Origin of the sequence: Streptomyces sp. NPDC091376, assembly GCF_044757085.1 — a bacterium.
Lineage (GTDB): Bacteria > Actinomycetota > Actinomycetes > Streptomycetales > Streptomycetaceae > Streptomyces > Streptomyces pratisoli.
In genome coordinates, this window is record NZ_JBIVUF010000012.1 from 55155 (window position 1) to 80206 (window position 25052).

The following is a 25052-nucleotide window of genomic DNA, read 5'->3' on the forward strand; positions in this document are numbered from 1 at the left end:
TCGACCGGTCTGCGCTTTCGCGATTCGTAGACCCGCTGTTAACCATTTGTTGCTGTCCAGTTGGGCCGCCAAACGAAATGCCTTTCTAACGTCCTCGGCGTGCCATCACGTACCAGCCAGGCGCCACGCGTCGCCGTGCTCGCCGACTCCGACACCCGCTGGAAGTGGGGCGCGCTGACCGCGCGCCGCATAGCCGAGGACGAAGCCGAGCTGACCGGCTTCCTGCTCCGCGGCCGTGCGACCCCCACCGCCCGCCAGCTCGCCGAGGTCGGCGTCGACGCGGACGAACTGCGCGAAGTGACCGGGGTCGAGTTCCTCCACGCGATACGTGACGAGGGGTACGACCTCGTCGTCCTCGCCCTCGTCGGCGGCGCGGTGCAGGCCATGCTGCACGGACTCGCCGCGCTGCGCCTGCCGCGCAGGCCGGTGCTGGTCACCGGCTATGTCGGCGTCGTCTACGAGAAGCTCGCCGACGGACTGCTGCTGCGGCACGGCGCGGACGTCGTCCTCGCCAACTCACGCCACGACGCCGACCGCTTCCGCGCGGTGTACGAGGGCGTCGGCGCCGACGCCTCCTCGGTGACCGAGGCGGCGCTGCCGTTCCTCGGCGGCGCCCCGTACGCCCGGCGGGAAGACCGCGACACGGTCGTCTTCGCCGTGCAGCCGTCGGTCCCGGAGAGCCGCGCCGACCGTACGTACCTGCTGAGGCGGCTCGTCGAGCACGCCAGGCTCCACCCCTCCCGCGAGGTGCTGCTCAAGCTGCGCTCCAAGCCGGGCGAGCACACCACGCACCTGGAGGAGGTGCCGTACCAGAAGCTGGCGGACAGGCTCCCCGGCGGACTGCCGCCCAACTTCAGCCTCGTGTACGGGCACATGGGCGAGGTCCTCGACCGCACCGACCTGCTGGTCACCGTCTCCTCCACGGCGGCGCTCGAAGCCCTGCACCGCCGGATCCCGACGGCCGTACTGACGGACCTCGGGGTGCGCGAGGCCCTCGGCAACCACCACTTCCTCGGCTCCGGGCTGCTCACGTCCTGGGACCGACTCGACGGCGGCCACCGCCCCGAGCCCGACGAGGAGTGGCTGGCCCGGCAGGGCGTCGCCGCGGACGGCGCGTACGAGACGGCCTTCGAGGAGGCGCGCAAGCGGGTCGCGGAGCTGCTGTCGCGGCCGGAGCTCCCGCCGGTCACCCCCTACTACACCCCCGCCACCGCTCCCGGCTATCTGCCCGGGATCCTCGCCCGTCACCGCCTCGCCGCGGACGGCACCCCGCTGGCCGGGGCGGCCCCGGCGACCGAGGTCACCGGCGTGCGCCGCGTGGTGCGCGACGCGGTGCGGGGCGCGGCGCGCGGCGCGTACCGCCACGGCGTGCAGCGCGTCGCCCCAGTCATCCGCCGCATGGGCGAACTGTGAACCCCCCGAAAGCCCTGAAGGAGCCCCACCAGATGACGACCGTCCTCGCCGTGATCCCCGCCCGGGGCGGCTCCAAGGGCGTCCCCGGCAAGAACCTCGCCACGGTCGGCGGCGTCCCGCTCGTCGCCCGTGCCGTACGGGCCTGCGCGCAGGCCCGACTGGTCACCGACGTGCTGGTCTCCACGGACGACCCGGCGATCGCGGAGGTGGCCCGCGCGGCCGGTGGCACCGTCGTGGAACGGCCGCCCGCCATCGCGGGCGACACCGCGACCAGCGAGTCCGCGGTGCTCCACGCCATGGACGCGTACGAGGCGATCCACGGCCGCCCGGTCGACGTGGTCCTCCTCGTCCAGTGCACCAGCCCCTTCATCACCCGCGACGACATCGACGGTGTCACCTCCGCGGTCGTGAACGACGGCGCGGACACGGCCGTGACGGTGGCCCCCTTCCACGCCTTCGTCTGGCGCCGCACCCCCGCGCCAGTGCCGGCCACGGTCCCGGCCTCGCCGTTCCCCTCTCAGGCTCCGGCGGAGGACGGCCAGGGCGTCAACCACGACAAGGCCTACCGGCCCCGGCGTCAGGACCGCCCCGAGGACTTCCTGGAGACCGGGGCCGCGTACGCCATGGACGCCCAGGGCTTCCGGACGCACGGCCACCGCTTCTTCGGGCGGACCGCGCTCGTCGAGACCGACCCCGCGCGGGTGCTGGAGATCGACGATCCGCACGATCTGGCCCGGGCCCGCGCGCTGGCGCCGCTGCTCGACCCCGCGCCCGTCCCCACCAGGGAGGACGTCGACGCCGTCGTCCTCGACTTCGACGGCACCCAGACCGACGACCGCGTCCTCGTCGACTCGGACGGCCGTGAGCTCGTCGCCGTCCACCGAGGAGACGGCCTCGGCATCGCCGCGCTGCGCCGCGCCGGGCTGAAGCTGCTGATCCTCTCCACCGAACAGAACCCCGTCGTCGCGGCCCGCGCCCGCAAGCTCGCCATCCCCGTACTGCACGGCATCGACCGCAAGGACATAGCCCTGAAGCAGTGGTGTGAGGAGAACGCGGTCGCGCCCGAGCGGGTCCTCTACGCCGGCAACGACGTCAACGACCTGCCCTGTTTCGGGCTCGTCGGCTGGCCCGTCGCCGTCGCGAGCGCGCACGACTCCGTGCGCGCCGCAGCCCGCGCCGTCACCGCCACCCCCGGTGGCGCCGGCGCGATCCGGGAGATCGCCACCTGGCTTCTCGGTCCCACCCTCACCACCCCCACCCAGTAAGCCGACCCGTAAGGAACCCCCTCATGAACTCCCGTCTGCGCACCCTCGGCAGCAAGACCGCGGGCCCCGGCCACCCCGTCTACGTCACCGGCGAGATCGGCATCAACCACAACGGCGACCTCGACAACGCCATCGCGCTGATCGACGCCGCCGCCGACGCCGGCTGTGACGCGGTCAAGTTCCAGAAGCGCACCCCGGAGATCTGCACCCCGCGCGACCAGTGGGACATCGAGCGCGACACGCCCTGGGGCCGGATGACGTACATCGACTACCGCCACCGCGTCGAGTTCGGCGAGGACGAGTACCGCGCCATCGACGAGCACTGCAAGAAGCGCGGCATCGACTGGTTCGCCTCCCCGTGGGACACCGAGGCCGTCGCCTTCCTGGAGAAGTTCGACCTCCCCGCCCACAAGGTCGCCTCCGCGTCCCTCACGGACGACGAGCTGCTGCGCGCCCTGCGCGCCACCGGCAGGACGATCATCCTCTCCACCGGCATGTCGACGCCGAAGCAGATCCGGCACGCCGTCGAGGTCCTCGGCAGCGACAACATCCTGCTCTGCCACGCCACCTCGACGTACCCGGCCAAGGCCGAGGAGCTCAACCTGCGCGTCATCAACACCCTGATGCAGGAGTACCCGAACGTCCCGATCGGCTACTCCGGCCACGAGACCGGTCTGCAGACCACGCTCGCCGCCGTCGCCCTCGGCGCCGCGTTCGTCGAGCGTCACATCACCCTCGACCGCGCCATGTGGGGCTCCGACCAGGCCGCCTCCGTCGAGCCCGGTGGTCTGCAGCGCCTCGTCCGTGACATCCGCACCATCGAGGCCGCCCTCGGTGACGGCGTCAAGAAGGTCTACGACTCCGAGCTCGCCCCGATGAAGAAGCTCCGCCGCGTCGCGGGCGTCGTCGCCGAGCAGTCCGAGCCGGTAGCGGTCTGACGACCATGGACCTTGCCTTCGTCGAGAGCCCGGTCCAGCTGCTGAACGTCCTGGAGTGGGCGCACGCCCCCGCGCTGCCCGGTGTCCCCGTGCAGCCGGGGCCGGAGTCCACCGTCCGCACCCGGCCGAGCCGCACCAGCGACCTGACGGTCGTGGTGCTCTCGCCCACCGACCCCATGTCGCGGGGCCAGCTGCGCCGTATGGCCGAGCTGGCCCGCGACGAGGGGATCACGGTGCGCTGGCAGGAGGCCCGTGGGGGTGCGGACGCGGTCGTGCGGACGGTACGTGCGCTGGGCCCGGCGCTTCGCCGGGCGGAGCGGATCGTCATAGGCGACCCGTTCTCCCGCTACGTACAGCTCCTGCTGACCCTGGTGCGTACCCGGCAGCTGACCGTGGTCGACGACGGCACGGCGACCATGGAGTTCGTCGCGCAGCTCGCGCGCGGCGAACGGCTGGTGCGCTGGCATCGGCGTGGCCGCCGCGGCCCGCGCGAGCTCGTGCTCGCGCCGGTCTCGGCGGCCGCCCGCCGCCGGCTCACCCCCTCGCGCTCCCGCGAGGTCGAGGTCTTCACGGCGATGCCCGTGGACGCGCCGGAAGGGCTGACGGTCACCGCCAACCAGTTCCGCTGGACCCGTTCCCGGTTCGGTCCGCCCCGGCTCACCCGTGGCGCCGATCTGGTCGGTACCTCGCTCGTCGAGACGGGCGTGATCGACCGGGAGCAGTACTCCGAGGCCGTCGCCTCGCTCGCCAGGACACACGGCGCCACCCGCTACTTCGCCCACCGCCGGGAGAGCGCGGACAAGCTCCACCGGCTGACCGCCGCCACCGGCCTGGAGATCGTCCGCCCGGACCTGCCGCTGGAGCTGATCGCCCGGCGTGGCCCGATCGGGCGTACGGTGCTGAGCTTTCCGTCGACCGTCGTGCACACCCTGCCGCTGGCTCTCGCGGGCACCGGCGTCACGGTCGCGGTGTGCGACATCGCACCGGAATGGCTCAAGGACACGGCGTCCCCGCGGGCGCACGGCTTCCTGGCCGGGGTCACCGGCACCGCCCGGGACGTGCACCGGCTTCCGGCGCCCGCCTGAGCGGGGGTCCGGGGCCCGGGGATCTGAACGCGACAGGACGCCACAGTGTCCATATCGTGGTCAGAAGGTGGGTGAGCTTACCCACACCGAATGACGGCCATGCGTCGTCAGACGCATTTTCTTCCCCCTATCGGGCTGAACTTTTGTTGATCTCGAGTTAGTTGGGCCTTGAAGGGGCCTACTCTTCAACGGGTGAACCAGTTGATGTCCCGCGAGCCCGACGCCGGCCTGCCCGGCGATGCCGAGTTGCCTGGCGACTACGCTCTGCCAGGCACACTGTCCGACGCCCTGCGCACGGAACTCATTGCCTTCCGCCGGGACTTGCACATGCACCCGGAGCTGGGGAACCAGGAGTTCCGCACCACCGCCGCGCTCAAGGCCAGGCTGGAGGCCGCCGGGCTGCACCCGCAGGTGCTGTCGACCGGTACGGGACTCGTCTGTGACGTGGGCGCCGGAGCAGGGGTACGCGGTGCGGGTCCGGAAGCCGGGGGACGACGGACCGGCGGGCGGCCCGTGCTCGCGATCCGCGCCGACATCGACGCCCTGCCCATCCCGGACACCAAGACGGGCGTGCCGTACCGCTCGACCGTGCCGGACCGGGCCCACGCCTGCGGCCACGACGTCCACACGACGGCCGTGCTCGGCGCCGGTCTGGTCCTCGCCGAGCTGGACCGGCAGGGCCTGCTGCCGCAGCCGGTGCGGCTGATCTTCCAGCCCGCCGAGGAGGTCCTGCCGGGCGGCGCGGCCGACGCGATCGAGTCCGGCGTACTGGACGGAGTCGGCCGGATCATCGCCGTGCACTGCGATCCCCGGGTCGACGCGGGCAGGATCGGGCTGCGCGTCGGCCCCATCACCTCCGCCTGCGACCGGCTGGAGATCACCCTCGACGGCCCCGGCGGCCACACGGCGCGCCCGCATCTGACCACGGACCTGGTCACCGCGGCCGCCAAGATCGTCACCGAGGTTCCGGCGCTGCTGTCCCGCCGTGTCGACACCCGCTCCGGACTGGCCCTGACCTGGGGCCGTATCGAGTCCGGCCACGCCTGCAACGTCATCCCGCAGCACGCGGAGCTCGCCGGCACCGTGCGCTGCCTGGACCTGCCCGCCTGGCGGGAGGCCCCGGACCTGGTGCACGCCGCGGTCGACGAGATCGCCACGCTGCACCGGGCGAAGTCCCAGATCAACTACATCCGCGGGGTGCCGCCCGTGGTCAACGACCCCGTGGTCACCGAACTGCTGCGCGACGCCCATGCCGCCCGCCGTGGAGCGCTGGCGATCGAGGACACCGAGCAGAGCCTGGGCGGCGAGGACTTCTCCTGGTACCTGGAGCACGTCCCGGGCGCGATGGCCCGCCTCGGAGTGCGTGCGCCGGGCTCGGGCGCCAGGCTCGACCTGCACCGTGGGGACTTCGACGTGGACGAGGCCGCGATCACGGTGGGCGTGGAACTGTTCACTGCGGCGGCGCTGCTCGACGCGGCACACGGTCGTTGAGCCGTCCTTGCGAGCGGCGGCCTTCGGTCCGTCCGCGGGGCCGCCCGTGAGAGGGCGTCCTGCTGCCCGGTCCGGTCTCCCGGGCCGGGCAGTTCGTTCGTTCCGGGATTCCTCGACCCGGTCCCGAATTTATTCATTTCGAGAACATTCCCGGGAACGGGTACTCCCGTTTCCCGTCCGGGAATTGCCCGGAAAGCGCCTGCCCGCCGGGACAACCGGCCGCGGGGGCGGGGCTCTGCCCGTGAGAGCCTGGGGGCGAGGCATCCCGTCATCACCCGGATGCCGTGTGTGTCGATCGACGCTCCCTGCGCGTCGATCTGATAACGACTGGTGAACGGGTCTTTAACCGACATCTACGCGCGTTACGATCGCCGCGAAACCAGCGCCGCAAGGGGCGCTTTCGGTCAGTCTGAAGGGACCCTCCTCGTGCGCCGGGTATCCAAGATCACCGCCGCGTGTGCAGTCACCGCGGCTCTCGCCCTCACTGCCACCGCCTGCGGCGAGTCGTCCACCGAGTCGACCGGCTCGGGCGAAGGCAAGCTCAAGATCGGCATGGCCTACGACGTCGGTGGCCGTGGCGACAACTCCTTCAACGACTCCGCGGCCCGTGGACTGGACAAGGCCAAGGCCGAGTTCGGCGCCGAGACCAAGGAGCTCACCGCCAAGAACGGTGAGACCCCCGCCGACCGCGAGCAGCGGCTCGCGTCGCTCGCCGAGGGCGGCTTCAACCCCGTCATCGGTGTCGGCTTCGCCTACAAGGACGCGATCGACAAGACCGCCGCCAAGTACCCCGACACCACCTTCGGTCTGATCGACTCGGTCTCCGACAAGAAGAACGTCAACTCGATCGTCTTCACCGAGGAGCAGGGCTCCTACCTCGCCGGTGTCGCCGCCGCCCTCAAGTCCAAGGACGGCAAGATCGGCTTCATCGGTGGTGTCGACCTCCCGCTGATCAAGAAGTTCGCCGCCGGCTTCGAGCAGGGCGTCACGGACACCAACCCGAAGGCCAAGGTGCAGATCCAGTACCTGACCACGGGTACGGACCTCTCCGGCTTCGGCGCCCCGGACAAGGGCAAGGCCGCCGCCAAGGGCATGCTCGACAAGGGCATCGACGTCATCTTCGCCGCCGCGGGCGGCTCCGGTGCCGGCTCCATCGAGGCCGTCTCCGCGAAGCCGGGCGCCTGGTCGATCGGCGTGGACTCGGACCAGGCCAAGGACCCGGCCCTGTCCAAGTACGCCTCGACGATCATGACCTCGGTCGTCAAGAACGTCGACACCGGCGTCTACGACCTGGTCAAGTCCGTCAAGGACGGCAAGCCGCGGACCGGTACGCACGCCTACTCGCTCTCCGAGAACGGCGTCAGCCTCACCACCACCGGTGACCACCTGAAGGACATCCAGGCCAAGCTCGACGAGGCCAAGAAGAAGATCGTGGACGGCACCATCACGGTGAAGACCACCACCTGACGTACCGTGTGACCGGGGTTCGGCGAACGGCTTCGGCCGACGTCCGGACCCCGGCCCCGCATGGCCCGCGGGCCCCGGTCCCAGCGTCCGGGTCCCGCATCGTCAATTCTCCGCGCTACGCGCGTAGCGCGATCGCCCACGCGGTAGTTTTCGCGCCAACCACCGCCTCCGCTCCTCCGCTCCTGCCAAGGAGAGTGCGCCATCAACGCGTCCAGCAGTCCTCATGCCGTAGAGCTCCGCGGCATCACCAAACGATTCCCCGGAGTCGTGGCCAACCACGACATCGACATCACCGTGCGCCGCGGCACCGTCCACGCCCTCGTGGGCGAGAACGGCGCCGGCAAGTCCACCCTGATGAAGATCCTCTACGGCATGCAGAAGCCGGACGAGGGCACCATCGCGGTGGACGGCGAGCAGGTGACGTTCCACGACCCCGGTGACGCCATCGCCCGTGGCATCGGCATGGTGCACCAGCACTTCATGCTCGCGGACTACCTCACGGTCCTCGAGAACGTCGTTCTCGGCTCCGAGAAGCTCTACGGCATCGGCGACCGCGCCCGCGCCAAGATCAAGGAGATCTCCGACGCGTACGGTCTCAACGTCCGCCCGGACGTCCTCGTCGAGGACCTGGGCGTGGCCGACCGCCAGCGCGTGGAGATCCTCAAGGTCCTCTACCGCGGCGCCCGCACCCTCATCCTCGACGAGCCGACCGCCGTGCTCGTCCCGCAGGAGGTCGACGCGCTCTTCGACAACCTGCGTGAGCTCAAGGCCGAGGGCCTGACCGTCATCTTCATCTCGCACAAGCTGGGCGAGGTGCTCACGGTCGCCGACGAGATCACCGTCATCCGCCGTGGCACCACGGTCGGCAACGCCGACCCGAAGTCCGTCACCACCAAGCAGCTCGCCGAGCTGATGGTCGGCGCCGAGCTGCCCTCGCCGGAGACCCGTGAGTCGACCGTCACCGACGTCCCGATGCTCCAGGTCGAGGACCTCCGGCTGACCGCGACCGACCCCGACGGCGTCGTGCGCGCCGTGCTCGACGGCATCTCCTTCACCATCCACAAGGGTGAGGTGCTCGGCATCGCGGGCGTCGAGGGCAACGGCCAGTCCGAACTGGTCGAGGCCGTCATGGGCATGCGCGCCCCGGACACCGGTGTGGTGACCCTGGACCGTACCGACATCTCGCGGACCCCGACCCGCAAGCGGCGCGAGGACGGCATGGCCGTCATCCCCGAGGACCGCCACCGGCACGGACTGCTGCTGGAAGCCCCGCTCTGGGAGAACCGCATCCTCGGTCACGTCACCGAGAAGCCCAACAGCAAGGGCGCGTTCCTCGACCTCAAGGCCGCCCGCGCCGACACGGAGCGGATCGTGCGCGAGTACGACGTCCGCACCCCCGGCATCGAGGTCACCGCGGCCTCGCTCTCCGGCGGCAACCAGCAGAAGCTGATCGTCGGCCGCGAGATGAGCCACAACCCCAAGCTGCTCATCGCCGCCCACCCCACCCGGGGCGTGGACGTCGGCGCGCAGGCGCAGATCTGGGACCAGATCCGCGAGGCGCGGCGTGAGGGCCTGGCGGTGCTGCTGATCTCCGCCGACCTGGACGAGCTGATCGGGCTGTCCGACACGCTGCGGGTGATGTACCGCGGCCGGCTGGTCGCGGACGCCGACCCCGCCTCGATCACCCCCGAGGAGCTGGGCTCGGCCATGACCGGCGCGGCATCCGGCCACCTCGAGCACCACGAAGACAGCGCCCCGGAGGACGAGGCCCGATGAAGAAGTTCGACAAGGAGCGGGTGCTCCTCGGGCTGGCGGCCCCGCTGCTCGCGATCGTGGCCGCGTTCGCGGTCACGGCGCTGGTGCTGGCCGCGACCGGCAAGGAGCCGTTCAGCGCCTTCGGCATCATGTTCGACTACGGCGTCAAGTCGGACAGCCAGGTCTACATCATCAACAAGGCGACGACCTACTACCTGGCGGGTCTCGCGGTGGCCATCGGCTTCCGAATGAACCTGTTCAACATCGGCGTCGACGGCCAGTACCGGCTCGCCGCGTTCTTCGCCGCCGCCGTCGGCGGCGCGCTGACGCTGCCCGGCTTCCTGCAGATCCCGCTGATCATCGTGACCGCCATGATCGTCGGCGCCATGTGGGCCGGTATCGCCGGTGTCCTCAAGGTCACCCGGGGCGTCAGCGAGGTCGTCTCGACGATCATGCTCAACATGATCGCCACGGCCATCATCGGCTACCTCCTCCAGCCCGGCCGCCTCGGCCACCTCGACGAGGCCGGCACCGAGGTCGCCACCAGCCCGCTGCCGGAGTCGGCGCACTTCTTCGAGTTCCCGACGACGCCGACCCCGATCTGGGGATTCATCGTCATCGCGATCGCGGCGGGCGTGGCGTACTGGTTCACGCTCTCCCGCACCCGCTTCGGCTTCGACCTGCGCACCGTCGGCCAGTCCGGCTCCGCGGCCGAGGCCAGCGGTGTGAACGTGAAGAAGATGGTCGTCACCTCCATGCTGATCTCCGGCGCGGTGGCCGGTCTGATCGGCATGCCGACGCTGCTCAACGACTCCTACGAGTACGGCGGCGGCTTCCCCCTCGGCATCGGCTTCACGGGTATCGCCATCGCCCTCCTCGGACGCAACCACCCCATCGGCATCGCGCTCGGCGCGCTCCTGTGGGGCTTCCTGGAGCGCGGCTCGCAGAAGCTCGAGTTCGAGGACTACGACAGGGAGATCGTCGGCGTCATGCAGGGCGTCATCGTCCTCTGTGTCGTCATCGCCTACGAAGTCGTGCGCCGCTACGGCCTCAAGCGCCAGCAGCGGCAGGTCGGCGAGAAGCTCGCCGCGCAGGCCCGTAACTCCGACAACCAGGAGGTGTCGGCGTGAGCGCCACGGCGACTTCCACCCCGCCGCCCGGGGCGACCAAGGTGTCCGGCGGCAAGGGCGGCCGCACCCGCCTCTCCTTCCCCGTCATCCTGCTGATCATCGCGGGGGGACTGGTCGCCCTGTCCGCCGTGCGCGCGATCACGGGCGCGCAGGACCTCACCTCGGCCGGCCAGATCAGCGCCGCGCTGTCGATGGCCGTGCCGATCGGTCTCGCCGGTCTCGGCGGTCTCTGGGCCGAGCGGGCCGGTGTGGTCAACATCGGTCTCGAGGGAATGATGATCCTCGGCACCTTCTTCGGTGCCTGGGCCGGCTGGCAGACGAACCCCTGGATCGGCGTGCTCGCCGGTGTGCTCGGCGGCATGGCCGGCGGTCTGCTGCACGCCGTCGCCACCGTCACCTTCGGCGTCGACCACATCATCTCCGGTATCGCGATCAACATCCTGGCCGTCGGCTTCACGACGTACTTCGCCAAGCTGTGGTTCAACAGCGGCGAGGCCGCGGCCAAGGGCGGCAGCCCGAAGCAGTCCCCGCCCGCGGACGAGATCACCTCGGTGACCGTTCCGGGGCTGTCCGACTGGCTCGTCTCGATCGAGAAGCACCACTGGTTCTTCGTCTCGGACCTCGCCGGCATCCTCGGCGGCCTGGTCAGCAACGTCTCGCTGCTGACGATCGTGGCCGTCCTGCTCTTCTTCGGCACGTTCCTGGTGCTGTGGAAGACCTCGTTCGGTCTGCGGCTGCGCTCCTGCGGTGAGAACCCGATCGCGTCCGAGTCGCTCGGCGTCAACGTCTACAAGTACAAGTACATCGCGGTGATCGTCTCCGGCGGAATGGCCGGACTCGGCGGTGCCTTCCTGTCCCTGGTCACCTCGCACATCTACAACGAGGGCCAGACCGCGGGGCGCGGCTACATCGGCCTCGCCGCGATGATCTTCGGTAACTGGCGGCCGGGCGGACTCGCCATGGGCGCGGGCCTGTTCGGCTTCTCCGACGCCCTGCAGCTGCGCGCCGGCGGACAGTCCGTCCACGCGCTGCTCCTGCTGCTGGCCGTGGTGCTCGTCGGCCTCGGCCTGTGGAAGCTGTACCGCAAGAGCTACCTGTCGGCAGCGGTCAGCCTGGTCGTCGCCGCCGGTGTGCTCGTCTGGTACCTCGGCACGAACACGGTGCCGACCGAGTTCGTGAGCGCCACGCCGTACGTCGTGACCCTGCTCGTCCTCTCGCTCTCCGCGCAGCGCCTGCGGATGCCGAAGGCCGACGGTATGCGCTACCGCAAGGGTCAGGGCAAGTGACCGCCGGCGCACCGGCGCCCGACGCCGTCGACTGGGAGGCACTGCGCGAGGTGGCGCGGGGCGTGATGGCCCACGCCTATGTGCCGTACTCGGGCTACCCGGTCGGCGCGGCGGCCCTCGTCGACGACGGCCGTACGGTCAGCGGCTGCAACGTCGAGAACGCCTCGTACGGCCTGTCGCTGTGCGCGGAGTGCGGCCTCGTGTCGCAGTTGCAGGCCTCGGGCGGCGGCAGGCTCACGCACTTCACCTGCGTGGACGGGCACGGCGACGTACTGATGCCGTGCGGCCGCTGCCGTCAGCTGCTGTACGAGTTCGGCGGGCCCGGACTGCTGCTGGACACGGCGGCCGGCATCCTGCCGCTCGCCGAGATGCTGCCCCAGGCCTTCGGCCCGGAGAAGCTCGGACCCGAGAAGCTCGGCTAGGCCCACCGCACAGGGCCGAGACCCGCGGCCCCTCCGCTCCCCGGTGGAGGGGCCGCGACATTTTCGTACCACCTGGTTCGTACCGGAAGGACCCCTGAAGCACATGGACGCCATCTCCGTCATCCGCACCAAGCGCGACCGAGGCGAACTCACCCCCGAGCAGATCGACTGGGTCATCGACGCGTACACCCGCGGCGAGGTCGCCGACGAGCAGATGTCCGCGCTGGCGATGGCGATCCTGCTCAACGGCATGAACCGGGCGGAGATCGCGCGCTGGACCGCCGCGATGATCGCGTCCGGGGAGCGCATGGACTTCTCGTCGCTGTCCCGGCCCACCGCCGACAAGCACTCCACGGGCGGCGTAGGCGACAAGATCACGCTGCCGCTGGCCCCGCTGGTCGCGGCCTGTGGTGCGGCCGTGCCGCAGCTGTCCGGCCGCGGTCTCGGCCACACCGGCGGCACCCTCGACAAGCTGGAGTCCATCCCCGGCTGGCGCGCCCTGCTGTCGAACGAGGAGATGCTGCACGTCCTCGACACCACCGGTGCGGTCATCTGCGCGGCGGGCGACGGCCTGGCCCCGGCCGACAAGAAGCTGTACGCCCTGCGTGACGTCACCGGCACGGTCGAGGCGATCCCGCTGATCGCGTCCTCGATCATGTCGAAGAAGATCGCCGAGGGCACGGGTTCGCTGGTGCTGGACGTGAAGGTCGGCTCCGGCGCCTTCATGAAGAACATCGAGGACGCGCGCGAACTCGCCTCCACGATGGTCGGTCTCGGCACGGACCACGGGGTGCGGACCGTCGCCCTGCTCACCGACATGTCGACCCCGCTCGGCCTCACCGCGGGCAACGCCCTCGAAGTCCGGGAGTCGGTCGAGGTGCTCGCCGGCGGCGGTCCCGCCGACGTCGTCGAGCTGACCCTGGCGCTGGCCCGCGAGATGCTCGACGCGGCCGGTGTCAAGGACGCAGATCCGGCGAAGGCCCTGGCCGACGGCTCGGCGATGGACGTCTGGCGCCGTATGATCGCCGCTCAGGGCGGAGACCCGGACGCGGAGCTGCCGGTGGCCCGCGAGCGGCACGTCATCACCGCCCCCTCCACGGGTGTCCTCACCCGCCTGGACGCCTACGGCATCGGCGTCGCCGCCTGGCGTCTCGGTGCGGGCCGCGCCCGCAAGGAGGACCCGGTCCAGGCGGGCGCGGGCATCGAGCTCCACGCCAAGCCGGGCGACGAGGTGACGGCGGGCGCTCCGCTGCTGACGCTGCACACGGACACCCCGGAGAAGTTCGACTACGCCCTCGAGTCGCTGGAGTCGGTGTACGACATCGCCCCGTCGGGCACGGCCTTCGTCCCGGATCCGATCGTCCTGGACCGTATCGCCTGACCCGGACGACAGGGGCTGACCGGGTGCGACCGAGCCGCGGCGATGAGTTGTCGCCGCGGCGAAGGTCTCTTCCATGTGGACAGCACACAACAGCCGATCGTCGTCGAACTCGTCGGCCGGGTCGCCCCCGCCGATGTGCCCTTGCTGTGTGCTCGCCTGCAGGCACAGGCCGTCGCCGCCGAGGGGGCTGAGGTGATCTGCGACGTCGGCGCGCTGGTCGTCGCCGATCTCACCGCTGTCGACGCCGTCGCCCGGCTGCGGCTCACCGCCCGCAGACTCGGGCGGGAGCTGCGGCTGACGAACGCCGGTCCCGAGCTGCTGGCCCTGCTCGCCTTCGTCGGACTGGGCAGCGGGGACGACCCGGACCGGCCGTCGGCGCTCAGCCCTCGGCGCCCTCCGGGCTGAGCCGCTCCGGCAGCCCGAACAGCGGGAACCAGCGCTTGGTGTCCAGGAAGAAGTCCATACCGCCGATCCGGCCGTCCGAGACCTCCAGGACGATCAACGCCCACGGCTCGTACCCCTCGCCGTCCTGGCTCGGGTGGTACTGCGCGAACGCCGGCGAGCCGTTGGCCACGGTCGGGACCAGCTTGGAGCCACGGCAGACCTCGCCGACGCCGAGCATCCAGCCCACGATGTCGTCATGGCCGCGCAGCCACAGGTCGTACGGCGGCATGGACATCGTCGCGTCCTCGTGCAGCAGCGCCGTCAGCGCCTTCATGTCGTACCCCTCGAAGGCGGCGACATAGCGCTCGAGCAGCTTCTGCTGCTCCTCGTCGAGCGGGTCCGCCGGGTCGCTGGAGGCGGGATCATGGTCGGCGAGCGTGGCGCGGGCACGCTGCAGCGCGCTGTTGACCGAGGCGACGGACGTGCCCAGCAGCTCGGCCACCTCGGCGGCCTTCCAGGCGAGCACCTCGCGCAGGATCAGCACCGCTCGCTGCTTCGGCGGCAGATGCTGCAGCGCCGCGACGAACGCCAGCCTGATCGACTCCCGCTCCACCGTCGTATCGGCCGGGTCGGCCACCGACGGCAGCACGCGCCCGTCCGGCACCGGCTCCAGCCAGGTGATCTCCGGACGGGCGGTGAGCTGGGCCTGGGCCACCGGGGTGGCGGCGGTCAGGTCCATCGGGCGGGCCCGGCGATTGCCCGCGTTCAGCATGTCCAGGCAGACGTTCGTCGCGATGCGGTACAGCCACGAGCGCAGCGACGATCTCCCCTCGAACTTCTCGAAGCTCTTCCAGGCCCGCACCATGGTGTCCTGGACGGCGTCCTCCGCCTCGAAGGCCGAGCCCAGCATGCGGTAGCAGTAGCCGGTCAGCTCCGTCCGGTAGCTCTCCAGCCGGGATTCGAGGTCCTGCGTCGTTGCGAGATCACTCATCGGGTCCACCCCTGTCGACCGTCCTCACCAGCCCTTCGGACGCTACAGGAGGGGACTGACAACAGGGGTCAGGTTCCCGGCTTGCGGCCGTAGACGTGGACGTCGTCCCCGTTCTTGAGCAGGCCCCAGTACGCCTTGGCGTCCGCCGGACGCATGTTGACGCAGCCGCCCGATCCCGGCGGGTTGTAGACGCTCTTGGTGACCGAGTGGAAGGCCTGCCCGCCGTCGAAGAACTGCGAGTACGGCATCCACACCTTGTAGATCGTCGACCAGTGGTTGATGTGCCGGTAGTAGACCCGCTTGGCGCCGGTACGGGTCTCCGCCCCGTCCCGCCCGGTCCGCACCGGCACCGGGCCGTACTTCAGCTTGGCCCCGTCCTGGATCCAGGTGAGCTGTCTGGTCAGGTCGACACAGGCGATGCGGCCCTTGTTGGTCGGGCACGCGCCCGCCTTGTTCGGCGTCTTGCCCGCCGCCCGCTGGGCCAGGATCGTGTTCATCGTGCGCCAGGTGACCGGACCCGCGTAGCCGATCGTCGGGGTGATCCCGTGCCAGCGCTGGAACGTCTGGATGGCCTTGCAGTCGGCGGCGGACTGCCGTCCGTCGACCTTCAGGCCCATGAACTTCTCGACCTGCTTCTGGTACGGCCCGGTCGACGTCGTGCAGGACGCGGCCTGTGCGGGCCCGGCGCCGAGCGCGAAAGTCAGCGGCACCACCAGCCCGGTGACGCCGAGGGCGACACCGCCCCGTCTCCGTATGTTCCTTGTGTGTCGTGCCCGATCCACAGTGACCAACTCCCCAGTTCGCGCAGTGCGGTTGCTCTGCACTTTGGACGCGTACGGGGGAGTGGCGGTTGTAGGAACGAGGGCCTGATTCACGGAGATTTCCGCGGCGGCCGTCCCAGGAGCCTCAGTGGTGTACAGCCGTCGCTCTAGCCGCGGCGAGCACCGGCCGGCGCTCCTGGGCGCGGGCCGCGTACGACCCGTACAGCGTGATCGACACGACGCCGAGGACCGAGAGCAGCCCCAGCAGGACCGTGCCCGCCCAGCCGCCGGAGTGGAAGGCGATCGCGCCGAGCGTGCCGCCCGCGCTGCTGCCGAGGTAGTACGCCGACTGGTACAGGGCCGAGGCCTGCGCCCGGCCGGTCTTCGCGGTACGGCTCACGGAGGAGGAGGCGACCGCGTGGCCGGCGAAGAAGCCCGCCGTGATCAGCACCAAGCCGAGCAGCACCGCGGTCAGCGAGTCCGCGAGGGAGAGCAGCAGACCCGCCGTCGTCGTGCCGACCGCGAGATAGAGGGCGCCGCGCCGGCCGAGCCGGCCGACCAGCTTCCCGGCGGCCGCCGACGAGACCGTACCGACCAGATAGACCAGGAAGACGGAGCCGACGATGCCCTGCGGGAGGCTGAACGGGGCCTCGACGAGCCGGTAGCCGATCACCGTGTAGACCGCGCCGAAGACCGTCATGAACAGCGCGCCGATCGCGTACAGCCGCATCAGCAGCGGGTCGGCGAGATGACCCCGGACGGTCCGCGCCAGCTCACGGGGGTTCAGCGAACCCGGCACGAAGTGACGGGCCTTCGGCAGCAGCAGCCTGCAGGCCACCGTGCACACGACCGCCATCAGGCCGACGGCGGCGAGCCCGGCCCGCCAGCCCCACAGCTGCGCGACCCAGCCGGTGACGATCCGGCCGCTCATCCCGCCGATGCTGTTGCCCGCGACGAACAGCCCGATCGCGGCGATCAGGGCCTTCGGGCGCACCTCCTCGGCGAGAAACGCCATCGCGGAGGCCGGGACCCCGGCCAGGGCCGCGCCCTGCACCGCACGCAGCGCCACCAGCCACTCCAGGCCCGGCGCGAACGGCACCAGCAGTCCGACCACGGCCGCGACCACCAGCGACACCGTCATCAGCCGCACCCGTCCGAACCGCTCGGACAGCGCGCTCAGCGGCAGGACGCACAGGGCCAGCGCCCCGGTGGCCGCGGAGACCGTCCAGCTGGCCGCGCTCGCCGTCACGCCGAAGTCGTCGGAGACGGCGGGCAGCAGGGCCTGGGTCGAGTAGAGGAGGGCGAAGGTCGCGACGCCGGCGGCGAAGAGCGCGAAGCTCATACGGCGGTAGCCGGGGAGTCCGGGGGCGTGGCGGGAATCGGTGGTCTCGGGGGACTGCGAGGGGAGGGCACCCACGGTGGTGGGCGCCCCGGTACTTGCGGAAGGCATACCTCGAAGGTAGGCACGCGGGTTTGATGCGTCCAATGCATGGAACGGCTTTAATCGTTCCCATGGTGCATGACTACAGCTCACGGCCTCGCGTGTCACTGAACAGTTACGAAGAAGACATGCCTCTGCTGCTCGCGCCGCGCCTCGCGTACTTCGCGGGAGTCGCCCGGCACGAGCATGTGACCCGGGCCGCGCAGGAGCTCGCCGTACCGCAGTCGACGCTGTCGCGCGCCATGGTCCGGCTCGAACAGGACCTGGGCGTGGCCCTGTTCACCCGCAAGGGGCGCACGGTGTCGCTGACGGCGGCCGGACGCACCTTCCTCACCTCCGTGGAGCGCGCCCTCGCCGAGGTCGAACGGGCCGCGGAGTCCGTACGGGCCGACGCCGACCCGTCGGCGGGCAGGGTCGCCTTCGGCTTCCTGCACACCATGGGCTCCGAGACCGTGCCGGAGCTGATCCGCGCCTTCCGGGTCGACCATCCCCGCATCCGCTTCACGCTCGTCCAGAACTACGGCGAGGCGATGATCGAACGGCTCCGGGCCGGCGAACTCGACCTGTGCCTCACCTCACCGGTGCCGGACGCGCCCGACCTCGTCGCCCGCCGCCTCGACGAACAGCGGCTGCGGCTCGTCGTCCCCGACGACCACCGCCTCGCGACGCGCAAACGGGTCCGGCTCGCCGAAGCGGCGGACGAGACCTTCGTGACGCTCGAACCGGGGTACGGGCTCCGCCGCATCACCGACGCGCTGTGCGCGGAGGCCGGCTTCTCGCCGCGCGTCGCCTTCGAGGGCGAGGAGGCCGAGACGCTGCGCGGCCTGGTCGCCGCGGGGCTCGGCGTGGCGCTGCTGCCGCCGCCGGCGGCGCCCCGTCCGGGGGTGGTCGAACTCACGGTCACGGCGCCGCGGGCGGTGCGGGAGATCGGTGTCGCGTGGCTGGACGGCCATCCGGACACGCCGCCGGTGACGGCGTTCAAGAGGTTCCTGCTGTCCCGGCGGGGGAACCTGCTCCCGGACTGACGCGCGACGCCGCCGGCGGGCGAGCCCCGGACCGGCTCAGTGCCGCAGGGTGCGGCCGAAGCCCGCCGCCAGGGGCATGCGCAGGCCCAGCGGGGGCGGTGCGGCGAGGGCGTCGGCGACCGGGCGGGCGTAGGCGCGGGAGAAGAGCGAGCCGAGGACGAAGTCGCTCGCCAGGGAGTGGACTTCGTCCTGGTACTGCCGCAGCGCGTGCCCGTCGGAGTGCACCTCGAACCTGCACGTGTCCCGGTTGGACTTCTTCGCCCGCTCGGCCAGCCGGTACGACAGCTCCGGATCGATCCTGGCGTCCTTCGTGCCGTGCACGATCAGGACCTGGCGGCCGGCGAGCTGTTTCACCGGTTCGGGTTGCGCCGCGACATCGTCCTCCGGCAGCCACGGGGCGATCGCCAGCACCGAGTTGACGGCGTCGTGCCCGGCGGCGTGCAGCGCGGCACGGCCGCCCATGCCCCGGCCCGCCAGGCACACCGGGACGTCGCCGTAGCGCCGTACCGCCTCGTCCGCCGCCCAGGACGCGTCCGCCGCGAGGCACGCGTCCGTCCCGTTCCAGCCGCGTCCGCGGTAGCGCACGACATGCGCGACGAGGCCGTCCCCTCGCCCGGCCCGCGCCAGCGAACGTGCGAGCGGCAGTGCGGCCGCGTGGGACACCGTGGAGGGCCCGCGGGCCGACTCAGGTTCCCCGTCGGGCAGCAGCAGCACCACACCGCTGACGACCCCGTCCGCCGTCCCGCCCGAGGGCCGGACCGCGCGGCCCAGCCGGGCCTGTGCTTCCCGCACGTCCTGCCGCTCCCCTCGCGCCACGTTCGCTTCGAGCCGGGCGTGTGCCGGTCCGGCTGCGCCCGCCGTGTGCCCCCACCACCGGGGCAGTGCGTGGTGTGCCATGGCAGAACAGTCTCAGAAGGGCAGGTGTACGCCACCCGTCCGCACGGTCACTGTTACGTATCGACAGGTGATTCGTGCAGCTGCCCTCTACGCGCGTAGGGATTAGAGTGCGCAGATGACGAGCCAGACCACCCACGTGTCCTCCCAGGGATCCACCCCTGGACCCCAGGGGCCCACCTCGGACCAGATCCGCCGCGCTCCGAAAGTGCTCCTGCACGACCACCTCGACGGCGGGCTGCGTCCCGGCACGATCATCGAACTCGCCCGTGACGTCGGCTACGACGCGCTCCCCGAGGCCGAGCCCGACAAGCTCGGCATCTGGTTCCACGAGGCCGCGGACTCCGGCTCGTTGGAGCGCTACCTGGAGACCTTCGCGCACACCTGTGCCGTCATGCAGACCCGTGAGGCCCTGAGGCGCGTCGCCGTCGAGTGCGCCGAGGACCTCGCCGAGGACGGAGTCGTCTACGCCGAGGTGCGGTACGCGCCCGAGCAGCACCTCGAAGCGGGACTGACCCTCGAAGAGGTCGTCGAGGCCGTCAACGAGGGCTTCCGGGAAGGCGAGCGACGAGCCCGCGCGAACGGTCACCGCATCCGCGTGGGCGCCCTCCTCACCGCGATGCGGCACGCCGCCCGCGCCCTGGAGATCGCCGAACTCGCCAACCGCTACCGGGACTCGGGCGTCGTCGGCTTCGACATCGCCGGCGCCGAGGCGGGCTACCCGCCCACCCGCCATCTCGACGCCTTCGAGTACCTCAAGCGCGAGAACAACCACTTCACCATCCACGCCGGGGAGGGCTTCGGGCTGCCGTCGATCTGGCAGGCCCTCCAGTGGTGCGGAGCCGACCGGCTCGGTCACGGTGTGCGCATCATCGACGACATCGAGGTCGCCGCCGACGGGACGGTGAAACTCGGGCGCCTGGCCGCGTACGTACGGGACAAGCGCGTCCCGCTCGAACTGTGCCCGACCTCCAATCTGCAGACGGGTGCGGCCGCCTCGTACGAGGAACACCCCATCGGGCTGCTCCGCCGGCTGCACTTCCGGGCCACCGTCAACACCGACAACCGGCTGATGAGCAACACGAGCATGAGCCGTGAATTCGAGCTGCTGACCGAGACCTTCGGCTACACGCTCGACGACATGCAGTGGTTCACGGTCAATGCGATGAAGTCGGCGTTCATTCCTTTTGATGAGCGACTCGCGATGATCAATGACGTGATCAAGCCGGGATACGCCGAATTGAAATCCGAATGGCTGTTCAAGCAGACCGCCACGACCAGCGGATCCTCGTCGGACGAGGGCTGAGCGGGGGCGCAGCGGAACGGCCGGGAGTGTCAACTCCCGGCCGTTTTCACGACTCCCGGGTGTTTGCGGGGCACAGGACGCGCTGGCTAGCTTGCAAAGCCGCTCAATTTCCCCTTCCCAAGGAAAAACACCTGATGAAGCAGTCTGCTGCCAAGACCCTCGGTGTCGCCGCTCTCGGCGCCGCCTTCGCCGCTGCCGCCGCCGGTTCCGCGTCGGCCGCGACCTCCCTCCCCGAGGTCGGCACCCCCGTGGACGCCCTCTCCGCCGTCCAGCCGACCGTTCTGCCCGCCGTCGAGCGGATCACCCAGCAGGCCGGTCCCGAGGTGCTGCCCGCGCCGGCGGCCAACCCGCTCGGCGGTCTCCTCGGCGGTCTGCCGCTGAACGGCGTGCCGCTGAACGGACTGCCGCTCTCGCAGTGACGGCAGTACGCGACACCTGACGGGCGTTCAGGACGGCCGACGGGAAAGGGGTGCACACCCGGTATCGGGTGTGCACCCCTTCGTGTCGCTCCGGCGCCGTCACCAGGCGGTCGTCGCGGACTTCTCCGTCGGCAGCAGCAGCCACAGGGCCAGGTACAGCAGGAACTGCGGGCCGGGCAGCAGGCACGACACCAGGAAGATCACGCGCATCGTCGTCGCGGAGGTGCCGAAGCGCCGTGCCAGCGCTGCGCACACTCCGCCGATCATGCGTCCGTCACGAGGGCGGGCAAGGGCGGCCATGGTGGGCTCCTTCACGAGTCCTTGGAGGAAGCCTCTTCGTCGGGCTCCCGATGACTCCATACTCGCCGGGACCAAGGGGGCGAAGCGTCGCTCTACGGGGCGATCCCGACCCTGGGAATCGTCGGGGTGCGCCCCTGAGAGGCCTCCTCCCGAAGCAGGGCACCCCGCTCCTTCCGCGGTCCCGCGGCACGACCGGACCGCCTGCGCCGCAGCCGCGCCCGGCCCGCCGGGACGACCAGGAGATGCGCCAGTGCCACACCCGACGTGTTCAGCAGCAGCGAGTCCACGTCGACGACCTGCCCGGGCACAGCGGTCTGCAACAGCTCGATGCCCAGCGACAGCAGCGCCCCGGTCGCGACCGTGCGGGCCAGCGAGGCCCAGGGGGAAACGGCGAGCCGGCCGCCCGTCATCGGCAGCAGTATCCCGAGCGGCGCCAGCAGCAGCAGGCCCTCGCCGATCCGCCGGGCCGCGTGCACCGGACCCAGCGCCAGATCGGCCTTGATCCCCGCGAGCGGCTGCAGATTCGCCGCCGTCACCCACGGCACATCCAGCGGACGAAGCGTCAGCCATGCCACGAGTGCCAGATGCGCGAGGAGGAGTAGGCCCCCCGCCGCGCGGAAGCGGATGACGGCACTGCCGTCCGAACCTTGACGCTGCACGCCCCCCAAGACGCGGCGACCGGTGCGATCGGTTCCGCCCGGCCCGAGCCGTGTCGGAAAGGACCGTTCCCCGGCATTGCGACGGGCTGTTCCCCGGCCTCGCGACGGCCCGTTCCCCGGCCTCGGGAAGAGTGGTGTCCCGGCGTCAGGAAGGGCGGGCCGAGGGCAGCGGGCCGGCCGTCGGCAGCGCCGTGTCCGGGCGCAGCTTGACCGACGGCGTGCAGCGGTAGCCGCGCGGCGGGTACTCGCCCGGGCCGCCGAGGACCACCGTCCCGTCGTCGGTCGCGGCCTCGCTCTCCGCGAAGGTGCACACGATCTGCGCGAGCGCCGCCGGCGGCAGGTCCTCGGGCTGGCGGCTGAGCCGCAGCGCCCCCGCCGGGTCGCCGGAACGCGGTCCGAGGACGGTCAGCGGGGCCCGTACGAGCGTGGTGAACCCGGCCTCCCGCTCGGTCTCCGAGGGGCTCTCCTGCAGTTCGCCGAGGAGTGCCTGGGCGATCCGCACCCGGTTGCCGGTGCGGCCCTCGGTGAGCGGGACCGCACGGTCCACCGCCTCCAGCGCCGACGCGCACACCAGATACACCCGTACCGGCACCTGGGGTTGTGTCTGGGTGGCGGTCTCCTTGCCGGAGAGCGTGCACGGCACCCGCGACGGGGCGGACCCGGCGTCCACCGGCACCGTGGTCGTCCTGATCCCGCACCCGGCGACAGCGGCCGCGAACGCGACGGCCCCGGCGGCCGCGGCCATGACCCGGCGGATGCGCATCCGGGCCGAATCCCGGCCGGCCGCGCTCGTGCCCGTACCCATGCCCGTACCCGCGCCCCTCAGGATGGTCCTTCCGCTCACGGAGCGTCGCCCGCCTCTCCCCGCTCGCCGTCCCGCTCCCGGCCGGCCAGGTCGCGGCCGTCCGCGGTGATGCCCGACGCGTCACGGGGCAGCCGCAGCACGAACACCGCGCCGCCGTCGCCGTCCGTGCTGTTCGCGGCGGTGATGCCGCCACCGTGGATCAGGGCGTTCTCCATCGCGATCGACAGCCCGAGCCCGCTGCCCTCGGACCGCGGTCGCGAGGCGCTCGCCTTGTAGAAGCGGTCGAAGACGTGCGGCAGCACGTCCTCCGGGATCCCGGGCCCGTGGTCCCGTACCTCGATGACGAGTTCGTCCTGTCCCTCGTCGCCGGTCCCACCCTCGTCCCCGGTCTCCGTCCGCACCGAGACGCGCACCGGAGAGCCGCCGTGCTTCAGCGCGTTGCCGATCAGGTTCGCCAGGATGACGTCGAGCCGGCGCGGATCGAGGCGGGCCATGATGCCGCGCTCCGCGTCCAGGTCGACCGCGTCCAGCCAGGCCCGCGCGTCGATGCAGGCGGTGACCTGGTCGGCGACGTCGACGTCGTCGAGGACGAGGCGGGCCGTACCCGCGTCGAAGCGGGTCACCTCCATCAGGTTCTCCACCAGGTCGTTCAGCCGCCGGGTCTCGCTGACCACCAGCGCCACGGCCGGCGCGACCATCGGGTCCAGGCCCTCCTGCTCGTCCTCCAGGACCTCGGTCACGGCCGTCAGCGCGGTCAGCGGGGTACGCAGCTCGTGCGACATGTCGGCGACGAAACGGCGGCTCGACTCCTCGCGCGCGCTCATGTCCGCGACCTTCTTCTCCAGCGACTCCGCCGCGTTGTTGAAGGTCCGTGACAGCTCGGCCAGTTCGTCGGTGCCGGAGACCTGCAGCCGGGTGTCCAGCTTGCCCTCGCCGAGCTGCCTGGCCGCCTGGCCGAGCCGCTGCACCGGCTTCAGCACGGTCGTCGCGGCGGCCTGCGCGAGCAGCGCGGAACCCGCCAGCGCCAGGGCCGTGGCGATGCCGAGCGACCAGGCGAGCGAGTTCAGGTCCTGCCGCTCCTGGTCGAGGGACTTGAACAGATAGCCGGTGGGCCCGCCGCCTACGATGCGCGTACCGGCCACCAGATACGGGGTGTTGCCGCGCTGGGTGCGCACCCAGAACAGATGCTCCTGGTCGCCGACCGCCTTCCTCAGCTCGGCCGGAACGTCGTCGAGCGTGAAGGCGTCCGGGTCGGAGGCCCCGACGATCGGCTTGCCCGCCTCCCGCTCCCCGAGCAGCAGCACGCTGTAGCCCGCGGTGCCGCCCGCCATCTGCTCGGCGGTCGTCTGCAGTTCGCTCTGCGTCGGCCGCGCCGGCAGCGACGCGACCCGGTTCTGCATCTGCTGCCGGAAGTCGCCCAGCGCCGCGTCCTGAGTGCGCGTCAGCACGGCCTCGCGGTTCAGCCAGTACGCGATGCCGGACGCGGATACGGCGGCGATCAGTGCGACCATGCCGAACACGACGACCAGGCGCAGCCTGAGGCTGGTCCAGCCAAGTCCCGCCAGTATGGCCTTCTTCGCGGCACCGCTCACTGAGGAGTGTCCAGCCGGTAGCCCACGCCTCTGACCGTGCGGATCAGCGTCGGCGAGGACGGTACGTCCTCGACCTTGGCCCGCAGCCGCTGCACGCACGCGTCCACCAGACGCGAGTCGCCCAGATAGTCGTGCTCCCACACCAGCCGGAGCAGCTGCTGGCGCGACAGGGCCTGGCCCGGGCGGCGGCTCAGCTCCAGCAGCAGACGCAGCTCCGTCGGCGTGAGCTGCAGGTCCTCGCCGTTCTTGGTGACCGTCATCGCGGAGCGGTCGATCACCAGGGAGCCGAAGGTGGCCGAGTCCGTCGACTCGCGCTCACCGCGCCGCAGCACCGCGCGGATCCGGGCGTCCAGCACCCGGCCCTGCACCGGCTTGACCACATAGTCGTCGGCGCCGGACTCCAGTCCGACCACGACGTCGATGTCGTCGTTGCGGGCGGTCAGCAGGATGATCGGCAGCTGGTCGGTGCGCCTGATGCGCCGGCACACCTCGAAACCGTCGATGCCGGGCAGCATCACATCCAGCACGATCAGATCCGGCCGCTGCTCACGCAGCAGTTTCAGGCCGTCCTCGCCCGTCGCCGCGGTGGCCACACGGTGGCCCTGGCGTGACAGGGAGAGTTCGAGGGCCGTGCGGATGGCGTCGTCGTCCTCGATCAGCAACAGGAAAGGCACGGAGGTCATTCTGGCCCATGTGGCCCCGGTAGTTCGACCGTCGGAGCGTTCGGGCCTTGTTCCGGCAGGGCCGAGGCACCTCCCGAACCCCTGTGACAGGCCTGTGACAGTCGGCGGACAGTGGCGTGAAGTCCCCCGGGCAGAGTCTTTTTCACAAGGCCGAACACA

At 71.1% G+C, this 25052-nt stretch carries 24 protein-coding genes; 15 read left to right on the forward strand and 9 right to left on the reverse strand.

Annotated elements, in window-relative coordinates:
• Nucleotides 1-99 precede the first annotated feature (99 nt).
• The 12 genes from ACIQMR_RS24835 (at nucleotide 100) to ACIQMR_RS24890 (ending at nucleotide 14038) form a co-directional block, all read left to right on the forward strand.
• Complete coding sequence (locus ACIQMR_RS24835; RefSeq protein ID WP_401391174.1) at nucleotides 100-1413, forward strand: DUF6716 putative glycosyltransferase; 1314 nt, start codon at nucleotides 100-102, stop codon at nucleotides 1411-1413.
• Nucleotides 1414-1445: 32 nt separating this feature from the next.
• On the forward strand, nucleotides 1446-2678 hold the full coding sequence (locus tag ACIQMR_RS24840; protein WP_401391177.1) for a cytidylyltransferase domain-containing protein: 1233 nt from the start codon (nucleotides 1446-1448) through the stop codon (nucleotides 2676-2678).
• Between the two features lie 23 nt (nucleotides 2679-2701).
• The gene (locus ACIQMR_RS24845; protein WP_401391180.1) at nucleotides 2702-3616 is read left to right on the forward strand and encodes an N-acetylneuraminate synthase family protein; all 915 of its coding nucleotides are present in this window, start codon (nucleotides 2702-2704) and stop codon (nucleotides 3614-3616) included.
• Nucleotides 3617-3621: 5 nt separating this feature from the next.
• On the forward strand, nucleotides 3622-4701 hold the full coding sequence (locus ACIQMR_RS24850) for a hypothetical protein (RefSeq protein WP_401391183.1): 1080 nt from the start codon (nucleotides 3622-3624) through the stop codon (nucleotides 4699-4701).
• A 204-nt stretch (nucleotides 4702-4905) separates the two neighbouring features.
• Nucleotides 4906-6192 carry an amidohydrolase gene (locus tag ACIQMR_RS24855; protein WP_401391677.1) on the forward strand — a complete coding sequence of 429 codons (1287 nt, stop codon included), beginning with the start codon at nucleotides 4906-4908 and terminating at the stop codon, nucleotides 6190-6192.
• Nucleotides 6193-6618: 426 nt separating this feature from the next.
• Nucleotides 6619-7659, forward strand: a complete 1041-nt coding sequence (locus tag ACIQMR_RS24860; RefSeq protein ID WP_401391186.1) for a BMP family protein — start codon at nucleotides 6619-6621, stop codon at nucleotides 7657-7659.
• A gap of 201 nt (nucleotides 7660-7860) precedes the next feature.
• Complete coding sequence (locus tag ACIQMR_RS24865) at nucleotides 7861-9435, forward strand: ABC transporter ATP-binding protein (protein WP_401391680.1); 1575 nt, start codon at nucleotides 7861-7863, stop codon at nucleotides 9433-9435.
• The gene (locus tag ACIQMR_RS24870) at nucleotides 9432-10544 is read left to right on the forward strand and encodes an ABC transporter permease (protein ID WP_401391189.1); all 1113 of its coding nucleotides are present in this window, start codon (nucleotides 9432-9434) and stop codon (nucleotides 10542-10544) included. The genes ACIQMR_RS24865 and ACIQMR_RS24870 overlap by 4 nt, the downstream gene beginning before the upstream one ends.
• Nucleotides 10541-11830 (forward strand): ABC transporter permease, encoded by a 1290-nt coding sequence (locus ACIQMR_RS24875; protein ID WP_401391192.1) that lies wholly within the window; start codon nucleotides 10541-10543, stop codon nucleotides 11828-11830. The genes ACIQMR_RS24870 and ACIQMR_RS24875 overlap by 4 nt, the downstream gene beginning before the upstream one ends.
• Nucleotides 11827-12252, forward strand: coding sequence for a cytidine deaminase (locus ACIQMR_RS24880; RefSeq protein ID WP_266381964.1), 426 nt, complete (start codon nucleotides 11827-11829; stop codon nucleotides 12250-12252). The genes ACIQMR_RS24875 and ACIQMR_RS24880 overlap by 4 nt, the downstream gene beginning before the upstream one ends.
• A 103-nt stretch (nucleotides 12253-12355) precedes the next feature.
• Nucleotides 12356-13633 (forward strand): thymidine phosphorylase, encoded by a 1278-nt coding sequence (locus ACIQMR_RS24885; protein ID WP_401391196.1) that lies wholly within the window; start codon nucleotides 12356-12358, stop codon nucleotides 13631-13633.
• A 75-nt stretch (nucleotides 13634-13708) separates the two neighbouring features.
• Nucleotides 13709-14038 (forward strand): STAS domain-containing protein, encoded by a 330-nt coding sequence (locus ACIQMR_RS24890; protein ID WP_401391199.1) that lies wholly within the window; start codon nucleotides 13709-13711, stop codon nucleotides 14036-14038.
• Here the strand turns inward: ACIQMR_RS24890 and ACIQMR_RS24895 are convergent.
• The 3 genes from ACIQMR_RS24895 to ACIQMR_RS24905 all read right to left on the reverse strand — a co-directional run bounded on the left by ACIQMR_RS24895 (nucleotide 14013) and on the right by ACIQMR_RS24905 (nucleotide 17219).
• The gene (locus tag ACIQMR_RS24895; RefSeq protein ID WP_401391202.1) at nucleotides 14013-15008 is read right to left on the reverse strand and encodes a sigma-70 family RNA polymerase sigma factor; all 996 of its coding nucleotides are present in this window, start codon (nucleotides 15006-15008) and stop codon (nucleotides 14013-14015) included. The two genes, ACIQMR_RS24890 and ACIQMR_RS24895, sit on opposite strands and share 26 nt — an antisense overlap.
• A 68-nt stretch (nucleotides 15009-15076) precedes the next feature.
• Nucleotides 15077-15721: a L,D-transpeptidase gene (locus ACIQMR_RS24900; RefSeq protein ID WP_266384383.1), complete on the reverse strand. Its 645-nt coding sequence runs from the start codon at nucleotides 15719-15721 to the stop codon at nucleotides 15077-15079.
• A gap of 193 nt (nucleotides 15722-15914) precedes the next feature.
• Entirely contained in the window at nucleotides 15915-17219 is a 1305-nt protein-coding gene (locus ACIQMR_RS24905) for an MFS transporter (protein ID WP_401391205.1), read from the reverse strand.
• A gap of 62 nt (nucleotides 17220-17281) precedes the next feature.
• Between ACIQMR_RS24905 and ACIQMR_RS24910 the strand changes: the two genes are divergently transcribed.
• Nucleotides 17282-18235, forward strand: coding sequence for a LysR substrate-binding domain-containing protein (locus ACIQMR_RS24910; RefSeq protein WP_401391208.1), 954 nt, complete (start codon nucleotides 17282-17284; stop codon nucleotides 18233-18235).
• Nucleotides 18236-18271: 36 nt separating this feature from the next.
• On the opposite strand, the gene ACIQMR_RS24915 is transcribed toward ACIQMR_RS24910, so the two are convergent.
• Nucleotides 18272-18952, reverse strand: a complete 681-nt coding sequence (locus ACIQMR_RS24915; protein WP_401391683.1) for an alpha/beta hydrolase — start codon at nucleotides 18950-18952, stop codon at nucleotides 18272-18274.
• Nucleotides 18953-19247: 295 nt separating this feature from the next.
• On the opposite strand from ACIQMR_RS24915, the gene ACIQMR_RS24920 reads away from it, so the two are divergent.
• Together ACIQMR_RS24920 and ACIQMR_RS24925 are read left to right on the forward strand one after the other, a co-directional pair.
• Nucleotides 19248-20435 carry an adenosine deaminase gene (locus ACIQMR_RS24920; protein WP_401391211.1) on the forward strand — a complete coding sequence of 396 codons (1188 nt, stop codon included), beginning with the start codon at nucleotides 19248-19250 and terminating at the stop codon, nucleotides 20433-20435.
• Nucleotides 20436-20569: 134 nt separating this feature from the next.
• Nucleotides 20570-20854: a hypothetical protein gene (locus ACIQMR_RS24925; RefSeq protein ID WP_401391214.1), complete on the forward strand. Its 285-nt coding sequence runs from the start codon at nucleotides 20570-20572 to the stop codon at nucleotides 20852-20854.
• Between the two features lie 99 nt (nucleotides 20855-20953).
• Here ACIQMR_RS24925 and ACIQMR_RS24930 read toward each other — a convergent pair whose 3' ends face one another.
• The 5 genes from ACIQMR_RS24930 to afsQ1 all read right to left on the reverse strand — a co-directional run bounded on the left by ACIQMR_RS24930 (nucleotide 20954) and on the right by afsQ1 (nucleotide 24884).
• The gene (locus tag ACIQMR_RS24930; RefSeq protein WP_266381987.1) at nucleotides 20954-21154 is read right to left on the reverse strand and encodes a PspC domain-containing protein; all 201 of its coding nucleotides are present in this window, start codon (nucleotides 21152-21154) and stop codon (nucleotides 20954-20956) included.
• 92 nt (nucleotides 21155-21246) lie between these two features.
• Nucleotides 21247-21813 (reverse strand): VanZ family protein, encoded by a 567-nt coding sequence (locus ACIQMR_RS24935; RefSeq protein ID WP_401391217.1) that lies wholly within the window; start codon nucleotides 21811-21813, stop codon nucleotides 21247-21249.
• Between the two features lie 145 nt (nucleotides 21814-21958).
• Nucleotides 21959-22576: a hypothetical protein gene (locus ACIQMR_RS24940; protein ID WP_401391686.1), complete on the reverse strand. Its 618-nt coding sequence runs from the start codon at nucleotides 22574-22576 to the stop codon at nucleotides 21959-21961.
• Between the two features lie 77 nt (nucleotides 22577-22653).
• Nucleotides 22654-24210 (reverse strand): ATP-binding protein, encoded by a 1557-nt coding sequence (locus ACIQMR_RS24945; RefSeq protein WP_401391220.1) that lies wholly within the window; start codon nucleotides 24208-24210, stop codon nucleotides 22654-22656.
• Nucleotides 24207-24884, reverse strand: coding sequence for a two-component system response regulator AfsQ1 (gene afsQ1, locus ACIQMR_RS24950; protein ID WP_266381994.1), 678 nt, complete (start codon nucleotides 24882-24884; stop codon nucleotides 24207-24209). Before afsQ1 ends, ACIQMR_RS24945 begins: the two co-directional genes overlap by 4 nt.
• Nucleotides 24885-25052 lie beyond the last annotated feature (168 nt).

Bases quoted from the DNA above. Each gene is read 5' to 3' on its own strand.
- ACIQMR_RS24840 (WP_401391177.1), top strand. From the start codon at position 1,446: ATGACGACCGTCCTCGCCGTGATCCCCGCCCGGGGCGGCTCCAAGGGC.
- ACIQMR_RS24845 (WP_401391180.1), top strand. From the start codon at position 2,702: ATGAACTCCCGTCTGCGCACCCTCGGCAGCAAGACCGCGGGCCCCGGC.
- ACIQMR_RS24850 (WP_401391183.1), top strand. From the start codon at position 3,622: ATGGACCTTGCCTTCGTCGAGAGCCCGGTCCAGCTGCTGAACGTCCTG.
- ACIQMR_RS24855 (WP_401391677.1), top strand. From the start codon at position 4,906: ATGTCCCGCGAGCCCGACGCCGGCCTGCCCGGCGATGCCGAGTTGCCT.
- ACIQMR_RS24870 (WP_401391189.1), top strand. From the start codon at position 9,432: ATGAAGAAGTTCGACAAGGAGCGGGTGCTCCTCGGGCTGGCGGCCCCG.
- ACIQMR_RS24885 (WP_401391196.1), top strand. From the start codon at position 12,356: ATGGACGCCATCTCCGTCATCCGCACCAAGCGCGACCGAGGCGAACTC.
- ACIQMR_RS24895 (WP_401391202.1), bottom strand. From the start codon at position 15,008: ATGAGTGATCTCGCAACGACGCAGGACCTCGAATCCCGGCTGGAGAGC.
- ACIQMR_RS24905 (WP_401391205.1), bottom strand. From the start codon at position 17,219: ATGCCTTCCGCAAGTACCGGGGCGCCCACCACCGTGGGTGCCCTCCCC.
- ACIQMR_RS24910 (WP_401391208.1), top strand. From the start codon at position 17,282: ATGGTGCATGACTACAGCTCACGGCCTCGCGTGTCACTGAACAGTTAC.
- ACIQMR_RS24920 (WP_401391211.1), top strand. From the start codon at position 19,248: ATGACGAGCCAGACCACCCACGTGTCCTCCCAGGGATCCACCCCTGGA.
- ACIQMR_RS24925 (WP_401391214.1), top strand. From the start codon at position 20,570: ATGAAGCAGTCTGCTGCCAAGACCCTCGGTGTCGCCGCTCTCGGCGCC.
- ACIQMR_RS24930 (WP_266381987.1), bottom strand. From the start codon at position 21,154: ATGGCCGCCCTTGCCCGCCCTCGTGACGGACGCATGATCGGCGGAGTG.
- ACIQMR_RS24940 (WP_401391686.1), bottom strand. From the start codon at position 22,576: ATGCGCATCCGCCGGGTCATGGCCGCGGCCGCCGGGGCCGTCGCGTTC.